General features: G+C 65.8%; 9 protein-coding genes. 8 read left to right on the top strand and 1 reads right to left on the bottom strand.

All coding sequences use genetic code 11. The features are described from left to right. The first annotated feature begins 78 nt into the window (after positions 1–78). The 8 genes from PV772_RS14395 to PV772_RS14360 all read left to right on the top strand — a co-directional run bounded on the left by PV772_RS14395 (position 79) and on the right by PV772_RS14360 (position 11,129). A complete protein-coding gene (locus tag PV772_RS14395; RefSeq protein ID WP_141157973.1) occupies positions 79–573 on the top strand; it encodes a MarR family transcriptional regulator in 495 nt (164 codons plus the stop codon). Beyond that, a complete protein-coding gene (locus tag PV772_RS14390; RefSeq protein ID WP_347886589.1) occupies positions 566–2,767 on the top strand; it encodes an MDR family MFS transporter in 2,202 nt (733 codons plus the stop codon). The genes PV772_RS14395 and PV772_RS14390 overlap by 8 nt, the downstream gene beginning before the upstream one ends. Positions 2,768–2,975: 208 nt before the next feature. Next, on the top strand, positions 2,976–4,709 hold the full coding sequence (locus PV772_RS14385) for an ABC transporter ATP-binding protein (protein ID WP_141180855.1): 1,734 nt from the start codon (positions 2,976–2,978) through the stop codon (positions 4,707–4,709). A 146-nt stretch (positions 4,710–4,855) separates the two neighbouring features. Further along, positions 4,856–6,787 carry an ABC transporter ATP-binding protein gene (locus PV772_RS14380; RefSeq protein WP_307360968.1) on the top strand — a complete coding sequence of 644 codons (1,932 nt, stop codon included), beginning with the start codon at positions 4,856–4,858 and terminating at the stop codon, positions 6,785–6,787. A 38-nt stretch (positions 6,788–6,825) separates the two neighbouring features. After that, positions 6,826–7,242, top strand: coding sequence for a thioesterase family protein (locus PV772_RS14375; protein ID WP_141157970.1), 417 nt, complete (start codon positions 6,826–6,828; stop codon positions 7,240–7,242). A gap of 95 nt (positions 7,243–7,337) precedes the next feature. Then, entirely contained in the window at positions 7,338–7,595 is a 258-nt protein-coding gene (locus PV772_RS14370) for a PLD nuclease N-terminal domain-containing protein (RefSeq protein ID WP_141180857.1), read from the top strand. Positions 7,596–7,666: 71 nt separating this feature from the next. After that, a complete protein-coding gene (locus PV772_RS14365) occupies positions 7,667–9,898 on the top strand; it encodes an AAA family ATPase (protein ID WP_347886588.1) in 2,232 nt (743 codons plus the stop codon). Next, a complete protein-coding gene (locus PV772_RS14360; RefSeq protein ID WP_210411287.1) occupies positions 9,885–11,129 on the top strand; it encodes a restriction endonuclease in 1,245 nt (414 codons plus the stop codon). Before PV772_RS14365 ends, PV772_RS14360 begins: the two co-directional genes overlap by 14 nt. Here PV772_RS14360 and PV772_RS14355 read toward each other — a convergent pair. Beyond that, positions 11,107–12,762, bottom strand: coding sequence for a HAMP domain-containing sensor histidine kinase (locus PV772_RS14355; RefSeq protein WP_347886587.1), 1,656 nt, complete (start codon positions 12,760–12,762; stop codon positions 11,107–11,109). The two genes, PV772_RS14360 and PV772_RS14355, sit on opposite strands and share 23 nt — an antisense overlap. Positions 12,763–12,766 lie beyond the last annotated feature (4 nt).

Here is a 12,766-nt window from a genome sequence, read left to right as displayed (position 1 = left end):
TGCTGGAACAACTTCGTTTCCCTAAGCAACCTTTTCCTGATACAGTTGCTTGCAGCAACTAATTCTTTAGGGAGGATCATGTCTGTCGCACCGGCCACTGCAGCCGACCTCGTCAGCAATATCTATGACCTCCAGCGCGCGCTGCGCTGCGTCACCATGATCAACATCAAGGGCCAGGACACTGGCATCGCCCTCCAGGGCGTGCTCAAGTTCATCGGCGAAGGGGAGACCCGCGCAGCGCACCTGGCCGAGCGATTGGGGGTCAGCCCGCCGGTGCTAAGCCGGCACGTGGCCGAACTGGCCGACGCGGGGCTGGTGCTCCGCACCCCGGACCCGGACGATGGCCGGGCCCAGCTGCTGGCACTTTCCCCGCGGGGCAAGGAGAAGCTGGCGGAGCTGGTGCGGCACCGGGCGGAGACGCTGCAGGCGTACCTCTCCGACTGGAACGAGGACGACGCCGTTGCAACAGCCGCGATGCTGAACAAGCTCACGGCATCCCTGAAGAATTCCATCCGGGCAAGGGCGGCCGGAACCACCACTGAACAGAAAACGCAGGAGTCCATCAATGGCTAACGTCACCGCCGCCGCGGACCAGGAGCAGGAGCGCCAGCGCGAACGCACCGCCAGACAGGAATCGCGGCAATCCAAGCGCCACGAGCCCGGCGCGCCCATGAACCACCGGCAGATCATGGAAGCCCTGACCGGCCTTCTCGCTGCCTTCTTTACCGCCATCCTCAGCAGCACCATCGTTGCCAACGCGCTGCCCACGATCATGTCCGAGCTCAAGGGCACCCAGACGGACTTTGCCTGGGTCATCACGGCAGCACTGCTGGCCAACGCGGCCACCACCCCCATCTGGGGCAAGCTCGCGGACCTCTTCGACAAGAAAGTCCTGGTCCAGCTCAGTATCGTGATCTTCGTTGCCGGCTCGGTCATGGCAGGTTTCTCCGAGAACATCCCGTTCCTGCTCACCGCCCGCGTGATCCAGGGCATCGCCATGGGTGGCCTGACCGCCCTGGCGCAGGCGATCATCGGCTCCATCATCCCGCCGCGCGAACGCGGAAAGTACTCCGGCTACATGGGTGCCGTCATGGCCGTGGGCACCGCCGGTGGTCCTCTGCTGGGCGGCTTCATCGTGGACAGCTCGCTGGGCTGGCGCTGGACCTTCTTTGTCTGCGTGCCCCTGGCCGTCGTCGCCCTGATCCTGCTCCAGGTCACGTTGAAGATTCCGCACGTCAAGCGCCCCGCCAAGATCGACTGGGTCGGTTCGATCCTGCTGACCTCCGGCGTCAGCCTGCTCCTGATCTGGGTTTCCTTCGCCGGCAAGGCCGACTACTACGACTGGTGGTCATGGCAGTCAGCCGTCATGGTAGGCGGCGGCGTCCTGCTGCTCGCGCTGCTGGTGCTGGTGGAGTCCAAGGTGCCGCAGCCGATCATCCCGCTGAAGATCATCTCGGAGCGCACCACCGCGCTGGCCATCGTGGCGTCCGTCGCCGTGGGTGTTGCCATGTTCGGTTCCTCCACCTTCCTGGGCCAGTACTACCAGGTGGCCCGCGGTGCCACGCCCACCGAGGCCGGCCTGTTGACCTTGCCCATGATCGCCGGCAACCTGATCGGTTCGGTCGTTTCCGGCCAGCTGATCAGCCGCTACGGTAAATGGAAGCGCTTCCTGATCGGCGGCACCGTCCTGCTGATCGGCGGCCTGGCGCTCGCCGGAACCATGGACCACACCACCGAACTGTGGCTGACGGGCCTGTACACGGGCATCTTCGGTATCGGTTTGGGCATGCTCATGCAGAACCTCGTCCTGGCCGTCCAGAACACGGTCCGCGCCTCCGACATCGGTTCCGCAAGCGCTTCCGTTGCATTCTTCCGCTCCGTGGGTGGCGCCATCGGCGTTTCCGTCCTGGGCGCCGTCATGGCCAACCATGTCAAGGACCTGGCCACCGACGGACTGGCCAGGCTGGGCATCCCGGCCGGCGGCAACAGCGGCGCCACGCTGGACCTGAAGGACCTGCCGGCGCCGATCGCCGAGGTCATGCGTGCCGCCTACGGCGATGCCACGGCCGGGATCTTCATGATCTCCGCCATCGTTGCAGCCGTGGCCCTCATCGCCGTCATCTTCATCAAGGAAGTACCGTTGCGCAAGACCGTTGACATCACGCCGGAAAAGGCGCTTGAGGCCAACGCCGCCGGTGAGGCCGGCATGACCGCCACCATGACCGGTCAACTGCCCATGGTTTCCAGCGACGTGCCGGACGGGACGGCCGCTGAGTCGACGGGTGCCCGGAGTGCCCTGCGTCCGGCCGCGGCACCTGCCAAGGTGTACGACGGCGGTGCTGCCGCAGCCGCGGCAGCGTCCGGCAGGGTTGCCACGGAGGACTTCGAGGAAGTCTTTGCACGGAGCTTCCGCTCCGAGGAGCTGGACCTCAGGTCCGCCGACAGCGTGGACAGGGCTGCCGATGCGATCGCCAGTGCCGCGGCCACCTTGCAGAAGCTGCAGGACACCCAGGACCTGCTGGCGCGGCAGCAGGCCGAGCTCGGCACACTGGTGCTGGACATCCAGCAGCAACTGCGGTCCCAGCAGGAGGTGGCGGCCGGGCAGGCAGCCACGGCCGCAGAGCTTACCCGGCTGCAGCGCAAGCTCCTGAAGGAACGCAAGATCCAGGCAGCAGCCGCCCTGTACCTGGCCGGGCACGGCAAGCACAGCGCCGCCGCACCCTCCCCGTCCGGCGGGGAAGGTTCTGCCCCGGTAACGGGACAGTAAGCCATTCCGTCCGGGGCTGCCCGCCTTGGACGGCACCCATCAACACCGCAGCCCGCAGCCGGAGGACCTTCCGGATGTGGGCTGCGGCGTTCCTGCATGGGTGGGGATGGCGGCCCCGGTGGAGACGACGTTTTCTTGAGTCAATCCAGCGGGGAATTATGCTCCCGTATGGAACCAAATGTCGGTGGGCATTACTAGAGTTGAGTGCATGCTCCTCACCCTCATACGGCGCTATTCCAAACCGTATTTCCCCTTTATCGCCGCCGTGGTTGTTTTCCAGCTCGCCTCCACCATTGCAGCCCTGTACCTGCCAAGCCTGAACGCCCAAATCATCGACCAGGGCGTGGCGCGGGGCGACACGGATTTCATCTGGCGCACCGGTGCCCTGATGCTCCTGGTGGCCTTCGCGCAGGTAGCCGCGGCAATCGCCGGCGTCTACTTCGGCTCGAGGACGGCCATGGCAGTGGGCCGGGACCTGCGCCGTGCCGTGTTCCGCAAGGTCACCAGTTTCTCCGCCAAGGACGTCAACGCCTTTGGTGCGCCCACGCTGATCACGCGCGGCACCAACGATGTCCAGCAGGTGCAGATGCTCCTCCTGATGGGGCTGAACTTCATGGTGGCCACCCCCATCATGTGCATCGGCGGCATCATCATGGCCCTGCGCGAGGACATCAACCTGTCCTGGCTGGTGTGGGTGTCCGTCCCGCTCCTGGCTGTGGTGGTGGGCTACCTGGTGGTCCGGCTGATGCCACTCTTCCGCTCCATGCAGCGGAAGATCGACCGCATCAACGCCGTGCTGCGGGAACAGATCATCGGGATCCGCGTGGTCCGCGCCTTCGTGCGGGAACCGTATGAAACGGACCGGTTTGGTGCGGCCAACAAGGAACTTACGGACGTCTCGCTCCGCATCGGTGCCCTGTTCGTCCTCATGTTCCCCGCCATCAGCATGATCCTGCACCTGTCCACCGCAGCCGTGCTCTGGTTTGGCGGGCAGCGGGTGGACACCGGCGCCATGCAGGTGGGTTCGCTCACCGCGTTCCTGCAGTACCTGCTGCAGATCCTGATGGCCGTCATGATGGGCACCTTCATGGCCATGATGATCCCGCGCGCCTCCGTCTGCGCCGACCGCATCGGCGAGGTACTCGACGTCGAGCCCTCCATCCACGACCCCGAACGCCCCGAAGCCCCGGCCGCCCTGGCCGGCGTGGTGGAATACCGCAACGTGACGTTCGCGTACCCCGGCGCCGAGTCCCCGGTGCTCAGCAACATCAGCTTCACCGCCCGGCCGGGCCAGACCATCGCCATCATCGGCTCCACCGGCGCCGGAAAGACCTCCCTCCTGTCCCTGCTGCCACGGCTGTACGACCCCGCCGAAGGCCAGGTGCTGCTTGACGGTGTCCCCGTCGACAGACTCGACCGCGCGGAGATCACCAAACGCGTGGCCCTGGTGCCGCAGCGTCCCTACCTGTTCTCCGGCAGCATCGGGCACAACCTCCGCTTCGGCAAGACCGAGGCCACGGACCAGGAACTGTGGGACGCCCTCCGGGTGGCGCAGGGAGAGTCTTTTGTCCGCGAAAAGAAGAACGGACTGGACTCCCGGATCTCCCAGGGCGGCACCAATGTCTCCGGCGGCCAGCGCCAGCGCCTGTGCATTGCCCGTGCCTTGGTGACCAAGCCGCGGGTATACCTGTTCGACGACTCCTTCTCCGCCCTTGACGTCGCTACTGACGCCCGGCTCCGCGCCGCCCTCAAGCGCACCACCTCGGACGCCACCGTGATCATCGTGGCCCAGCGGATTTCCACCATCACCGAGGCCGACCAGATCCTGGTGCTGGACAACGGACGCATCGTTGACCGCGGCACGCACGAAGAACTCCTGGAAACCTCACCGACCTACCAGGAAATTGTCGAATCCCAACTGAGCGTGGAGGAAGTGGCATGAGCCCCCGCAAGAAGGACCACGCCTCCGTGGAAGAATCCACCCAGTCCCTCCAGCCGGTCGACGGCGAAGCGGAAGCAGGCGCCGGCCTGCCGGAGGACGACGACTACTTCGAGGAGGAATTCACCCCTTCCGAAGCCGATGGGGACATGTTCGGTGGGATGCCTGCAAAGAAGGCCCAGCACTTCTGGCCTTCCGCCAAACGACTCATGGGCCTGCTGAAGCCCGAAGCCCTGGGCATCTACGCGGTGGTGGGCCTGGTGGTGGTCTCGGTGGTCCTGAACGTGATCGCCCCCAAGATCCTGGGCCAGGCCATGGACGTCATTTTCGCCGGAGTGGTGGGCAAGCAGTTGCCGTCCGGTGTCAGCAAGGAACAGTTTGTGGCAGGCCTGCGCCAGCAGGGCCAGGACAACTTTGCGGACATGGTCTCCCGGATGGAGCTGGTGCCCGGCACCGGGATCAACTTCGGCAAGCTCAGTATGCTCATTGCCATCGTCCTGCTGATGTACTTCGTGGCCAACATCTTCATGTGGCTCCAGGGGTACGTGCTGAACCGCATTGTCATGAAGGTGATCCGGCGGCTGCGCGATGACACCGAAAGCAAGCTGAACCGCCTGCCGCTGAACTACTTCGATACGCGGCAGCGCGGCGATGTGCTGTCACGCGTGACCAACGACGTCGACAATATCCAGCAGGCGCTTCAGCAGGCGTTCGCCCAGCTGGTGAACTCTGTGCTGACCGTGGTGGGCATCGTGGTCATGATGTTCATCGTCTCCTGGCAGCTGGCCTTGATCGCGCTCGTTGCGCTGCCGCTGTCCGGAGTGGCGGCCGGGCTGATCGGTGCCCGGAGCCAGAAGCTCTTCGCTGCCCAGTGGAAGAACACCGGGTCGCTGAACGGCCAGATCGAGGAATCCTTCTCCGGCCACGACCTGGTCCGCGTCTTCGGCCGGGACGCGGACATGCTGGCCCGGTTCGAGGAACGCAACGAGGCACTGTACAAGGCAAGCTTCGGAGCGCAGTTCGTCTCTGGAATCATCTTCCCCGTGATGCAGTTCGTGTCCTACCTCAGCTATGTTGGCATCGCCGTGGTGGGCGGCCTCAGGGTGGCCTCCGGCGCCATGTCTTTGGGCGATGCGACCGCTTTCATCCAGTACTCCCGGGAGTTCACGCAGCCTCTGGGCCAAATGGCCGGCATGGCCAATATGCTCCAGTCCGGCGTGGCATCCTCGGAGCGCGTTTTCGAATTCCTGGACGCCGACGAACAGGACGTTGAAACGGCCACCGAACACCTGCCCGCCAAGACCGACGGGCACGTGGACTTCAGGAACGTGACCTTCAGCTACAGCCCGGACAAGCCGCTCATCGAGAATCTGTCCTTCACCGCGGAGCCCGGGAACACGGTTGCCATCGTCGGGCCCACGGGAGCCGGCAAGACCACCCTGGTGAACCTGGTAATGCGTTTCTACGAGCTCAATGCGGGCTCCATCATGCTGGACGGTGTGGACATCACCCACCTGAGCCGCTCCGAACTGCGTTCCAAGGTGGGCATGGTGCTGCAGGATGCATGGCTGTTCGGCGGGTCCATCTACGACAACATCCGGTACGGCAACCTCGAGGCCACCGAAGAGCAGGTCATGGCGGCAGCGAAGGCCACGTTCGTGGACCGATTTGTCCGGGCGCTCCCCGAGGGCTACCAGACCGTGATCGACGAAGAAGGCAACAACGTCAGCGCCGGCGAGAAGCAGCTGATCACCATAGCCCGCGCATTCGTGGCCAACCCGTCACTGCTGATCCTGGATGAGGCCACCAGTTCCGTGGATACCCGCACCGAGCTCCTGGTGCAGAAAGCCATGGCTGCGCTGCGATCGGACCGCACCAGCTTCGTCATCGCGCACCGGCTCTCCACCATCCGGGATGCCGATACCATCCTGGTTATGGAGAACGGACGAATCGTGGAACAGGGCAACCACCACATGCTGCTCGCCGCCGGCGGGGCATACCACCGCCTCTACATGTCGCAGTTTGCCGGGACCGACGCCGGGGACGTACCGGTGGATGATTCGACGGCGGTGCACAGCTGAGCGCGCATGGCGGCCAGCGGATCGAGGTGCTGGTGCCAATGCGCTGGGGCGACATGGACGCCTATGGCCACATCAACAACGTCCAGATCGTGCGGATGCTGGAGGAAGCCAGGATCGCGGCTTTCGGACCGCCGCGGGGCGCGGGCCTTCCCGGCATTGAACCACCGGTGTCCCTGTTTAACGACGTCCCCGAGGGCACCCTCGCCCTGGTGGTGGACCACAAGATCCGCTATGTCCGGACCCTGGAGTACCGCAACGTTCCGGCGGTGGTCCAGGTATGGATCGGTGCCGTCAAGGGCGCCAGCTTCGACATCCACTACCTGCTCCAGGACCCCGTCACGCGGGAGGACTGCGTGAAGGCCAGCAGCCATCTGGCGTTCGTGGATGAAGCGACGGGCCGGGTGCAGAGGCTCAGCCAGGAGCAGAAAGACCGGATGGCTCCATACAGGCACTAAGACTCTGGACGGGGCTGCCCCGGACCCGTGGACTGGAACCAGGTCCCCAGCATCACCCAGACCTGCAACACGTTGTACAGCGAAAGGAAGCCGCCATGGCCAGCAACAAGAACCGCGCCGCCCGGAAGAAGAAGACCTGGAAGGAGATGTCACCGGGTGCCAAGATAGGCACCATTGTGACGGGCCTGGTGCAGGTCTCCCTGCTGGTTGCCGCCCAGCGCGACATCTCCCGGCGGCCGGCAGAACTCATCAACGGTCCCAAAGCCGCGTGGCGGGCGGCGTCCTTCGTCAATTTCATCGGCCCCATGGGCTACTTCATCTTCGGCCGGAAGCACTCCGCCGCCGCCAAGTAGCCCAGTCCGGCGGAAGGGCGGCCGGGCGCCCGTGGAGCGGCCGCCCAGCTTGACCCTGTAAATTTGAGGGTATGACCCCCACTGCCACTGTTGCCATGACCCGCGCCCTCGGCATCTCCAGGGAGATCGAAGACGCAGCGTGGTTCGTCCTTGGCCCGGGTCTGCAGGGGAAGGCGTCGCCGCTGGACGGGCGGACCCGGACGTGGTCGGTCGCGGCGGCCTCGGAGCTGCTGGACCGCCTGGAACGGGGCATCCCGGACGCCAAGGCCCCGATGATGACCAACCTCCGCGAGAACCTGGACGGCGCCACCCGTGGAGCCAAGCAACTGGCGGTGGAGCTGCTCTTCCTGCAGTCCCTTCCGCTGGCCCACGAAGTGAAATCCCTCAAGGTCAAGCGCGCCCGCGTCGCCGAGGCCGCCGGCTGGCTGGAGCCGCCGCTGGAGCTTCCCGAAGAGCTTTACGCGGGCATGACGGACCACGGCGTGATCCGTGACCGGACGGCTGAATTCAACTGGACCATCTGGGACCACCTGAAGTGGCTGTGCCGGTTCGTCCGGAACGTCGCACAGCGGCCGGCCGCCGTGGTGCAGGCCGCCATCAAGGATCCGCTGCAGTTCCACCGCCTCGCGGCCTCCACCCCGGATGACCAGCCCGCCATTCGCCGCAGCATCGAATTCCTGGCCTGGCCCAGCTACTTCGAGCCCGTGGTGGCGGACGTGGAACGCCAGGAAATCCGTGACGCGTTCGCCTCCCTGGTGGGCGGGGCGAAAGGTGACGGGGAAGAGGACATCACCGCTGACATCCACCGCATCCGGCTGCACCTGGACGAGCAGGCGGGCCAGCGGATCGACTGGTACTCCCGCCAGCTGGTCAGCCAGTGGCGCAAGGTGGGCGACCCCGGCCGGCGCGCCTGGCTGCTCCGGACGCACAGCGATCACGCCGACCTGCTCACTGCCTGGCACGGAGAGGAGAAGGTGACCCTCGACGTCGAGCATCTCCGCACACTGGACCCCGGCGTGACCGCCGGCCTGGTGCAGAATGCCGTGGACGAGGACTACAAGCACCTTGGCTACGTGGAACGCGAGGACACCAAAACCGCGGTCTTTGCCTTCCTGACCGTCATGAAGCCCGGTGACCTGGTGCTGTACCAGCACGCCGGAACCGTACGGCTTGGCGGCGTGCTGGGGGAGCCCGAGTACAACGACGACAACCGGCGCCTGCGCCGCAAGGTGCGCTGGTTCGACGACGGCCACACCACCACCAGCCTTCCCCGCCACGTGCAGCGGCAGCTCGCCACCCCGGGCATTGTGGTGGACGTAACCCGCGTGGTCCAGGCGCTGCAGGCGCTGCTGCCGGCCGAAGCGGAAACCGAGCCCGACGGCGACACTGACGGCGCCGTCGTCGTCCCTCCTGTCCAGGAGGGCTTCCGCCCGCTGACGCAGGAATTCGCAGCCTCGCTGCACATGGAGCTGGAGCCTCTCCAGGAGATCGCCGACCTGCTGGAGGAAAACCGCCAGCTGGTGCTTTACGGCCCTCCCGGCACGGGCAAGACGTACTTGGCCAAGCACCTCGCCGCGGAACTGGCGGATGACACCACGGACGAACGCGTCAAGCTGGTCCAGTTCCACCCGTCCTACGCCTACGAGGACTTCTTCGAGGGCTATCGGCCGGATAAGACGGACGAAGGCCAGGTGTCCTTCAAACTGGTGGCCGGGCCGCTGCGCCGGTTGGCGGAGGAAGCCGCCAAGCCAGGGAATGAGAAGAAGCCGTACTTCCTGATCATCGATGAGATGAACCGCGCCAACCTGGCCAAGGTGTTCGGCGAGCTGTATTTCCTGCTGGAGTACCGCGATGACCGGATCTACCTGCAGTACAGCCCCAACGAGCCGTTCACGCTGCCGGACAACCTCTACATCATCGGCACCATGAACACCGCCGACCGTTCCATCGCGATGATGGACGCGGCTATCCGCCGGCGCTTCTCCTTCATCGAACTCCACCCCCAGACGGAGCCGGTCAAGGGCTCCCTGCTCCGGTTCCTGGAGGCGAGGGAGCTCGATACCACCCCGGCGCTGCTGCTGGACGCGCTCAACGGGGCCATTGACGAGTGGGACCGGGACCTGATGATCGGCCCGTCGTACTTCATGAAGCCGGCAGCCCAGACCCCTGCCGGCCTGCGCCGGATCTGGAAGTACGAGCTCATGCCGCTGCTGGAGGAGCACTATCACGGCCAGCTGACGCGGGCCCAGCTGGAGGAGCGGTTCGGGCTGGACCAGCTGCTGGGACGCGTTGCAGCGCGCTGACCCCAGGGCGTCCGTGCGTCACCTGGTCCTGGACGAGCTGTCCAGCGGGCTGGTGGAGCGGCTGGATGCGCCCAGCGCTTCCTTCCTGAACTCCAGTGGCCTGGCCAAGGCCTCGCCCATGGGCATGGGGCTGTACCGGATCGAGCCGGTGGGCAAGGTAGGCTCGGTGCGCACCTCAACGCTCCAGCTGGACGTCCGGCCCAAGGACCGTCTGGGCCTCAGCCGGCTCCTCTTCCTGCTCAGTTATGCGGGGGAGCAGGGCTTCCGGCCGGACCTGGTGGCTGCTGAGGAAGACCGGGACCTGTGGAGCGCCCTGGCCGAGTCCCTGGCGCAGCTCGCCGAACGTGCCCTGGGCCGCGGGGTCCTGCAGGGCTACCTGACCGTGGACGAATCCCTGCGCACGGTCAAGGGCCGGATCCGGATCTCGGACCAGATCTCCCGCCGCCCCGGCATGCTGGTTCCGCTGGAGGTCTCCTACGACGAGTTCACCGAGGACATCGCCGAGAACCGGATCCTGCGCGCCGCGCTGGAGCGGATGGGCCAGGTGCCCGGAGTCCGGCCCGAGGTACTGGGCCGGCTGCGCCAGCTGAAGGGAAAGCTCGACGCCGTCACCCGCCTTCCAGCCGGCAGCCCGGTGCCGCCGTGGAACCCCACCCGGATGAACCTGCGCTACCACTCCGTGCTGCGCCTGGCTGAGCTGGTCCTGCGCAACGCGTCCGCGGAAGCGGGGGAGGGCAGGCAGCAGACGGCGTCGTTCGTGGTGGACATGGCCCAGGTTTTCGAAGACTTCGTGGGAACGGCGCTGCGCAGCGCCATGGCGTCATATCCAGGGGAACTGCGGCTGCGGTACAACGCCCTCCTCAGCGAGGCGGTGCGCGACTCCGACCGGCTGTCCGTGCGCCCGGATGCCGTCCACATGCTCGGCGGACGCCCTGTGGTTGCCTACAATGCCAAGTACCGGGCGGCGTCGGACGCCGGTGCGTCCCTGACCGCCGACCATTACCAGATGCTGGCGCACTGCACCGCCCTGGCCGTGCCCACCGCCTGGCTGGTCTACGCGGGCAAAGGCGAGATGAAACTCCGCCGCATCCTGAACACCGACATCGACATCGTGGAGTTCCCGCTGGACCTCAGCCAGCCGCCGTCGGCCATCCTGGCATCCATCCGGGAACTTGCCTTCCAATCCTGGGGCGAGGTGCTCAGGACTGCTACACCGGAACCCGGAACGTAAACGTTGTCCCCTCGCCCAGCGTGCTTTCGACGTCGATGGTCCCGCCGTGGGCCTCTACGATCGCCTTGCTGATGGGCAGGCCCAGGCCCACGCCCGGGATGGCGGTCCGCCGGACGTTGCTGGTCCGGAAGAACTTGGCGAACACCTCGGAAGCGTCCTCCGAGCTCATGCCCATCCCTGTGTCCCTGACCCGGCACGCCAAATGGCCGTCTTCCCGTGCCAGCGACACCACCACCTCGCCGCCGTCGGGGGAGTATTTGATGGCGTTGGACACCAGGTTGTCCAGGACCTGGGAGATCCTGGCGCTGTCCACGCGGGCCTCCAGCCGTTCCGGGGTCTCCGCCCGCAGATCCACGCCGGCTGCTGCTGCGCGGGGCAACGCCGAAGACACGCTGCTGCGTACCAGCTCGGCAACATCCACGGCGTCCGGCGAGACGATCAGCTGGCCGTTCCGGCTGGCCAGCAGGTCTGACACCAGTGTCAGGAGGCGCTCAGAATTGCGGCGGATGATCTCCAGCATTTCCCGCTGGGGATCGTCCTGGTCTTCGGCGAGCAGAATTTCGACGTAGCCCAGGATGGATGTCAGCGGGGTCCGGAATTCGTGCGAGACGCTGGATACGAAGTCGTCCTTGGCGGTGAGTGCGTTCACCAGGTCCGTGACGTCGCTGAAGACGACCACCGAGCCGGTGAAGTTGCCGTCCGAGTCCTTCATGGCACGGGCGGTGGTCACGAGTGCCCGCTGGTCCTTCCCGTCGCCCAGCCACACCAGGTAGTCGGTGAAGGTTTCCCCCAGGACGGCCCGCCGGACCGGACGTTCCTGGACGGGGACCAGAGTCTTCCGGTCCGGGCCGTAGACCAGCAGCTGCGATTCGTTGGGGTCCGCAATGTTCTTTGGCCGGGCCAGTTCATGGTTGGCGCGCTGCTTCCGGTTCATCAGGATGTCGTGGCCCTCCGCATCGACAGCCAGCACCCCCAGGTGGACGGTGTCCAGCACGGTGTTCAGCAGCGATTCCTGGCGCTTGCTGGTCCGCAGGCTGGCACGCAGCTGCTCGTCCTTTTCTTCCAGCTGCGCCTGCTGGCGCATCATGCTCAAGGTCAGGACGCTCACCGACACGCCGATGCCCAGCATCATGACGGGCAACAGCAGTGAACGGGCGAAGTCCTGCGGCGTGTAGTTGCCCTTCAGGAGCAGCGGCACCCAGATGATGGCCAGCGGACCGAGGAAGGAAAACCACAGTGCAGCCCGCGGGTAGTAACCCGATGCGCAAAGCCATATGACGGGGAACACGGCCAGCAGGCTGATTCCCGTCAGGCTTTCCTGGCCGCCTTCCCTGCCTGCGGCAATGGAGACAAAGTCGAGCAGCGGGATCGCCAGGAAACTGGTGTAGGGCAGCCGCTCCCAAGGAATGATGTAGCAGAGCGCCATGATGGCCAGTTGGGAGACGAGGAACGTGACGAACAGCGGGTTGTCCATCGTGGCCGGGAAGAATGCCCACATCAGCAAGGCCGTCAGGATGGTGGTCATGAACAACGGCATCTGGCTTAGCGCCACCCGGTCCGTCAGCCGGTACTCATGGAACGGCCGCCTGAAGAACCGCAGCCGTCCCGAGGACCAGGCGGTGGGGTTGCTCATGCGG

This window comes from Pseudarthrobacter sp. CC12, assembly GCF_039907755.1.
Classification (GTDB): Bacteria; Actinomycetota; Actinomycetes; order Actinomycetales; family Micrococcaceae; genus Arthrobacter; species Arthrobacter niigatensis.
This window is presented reverse-complemented; position numbering and strand designations above follow the sequence as displayed.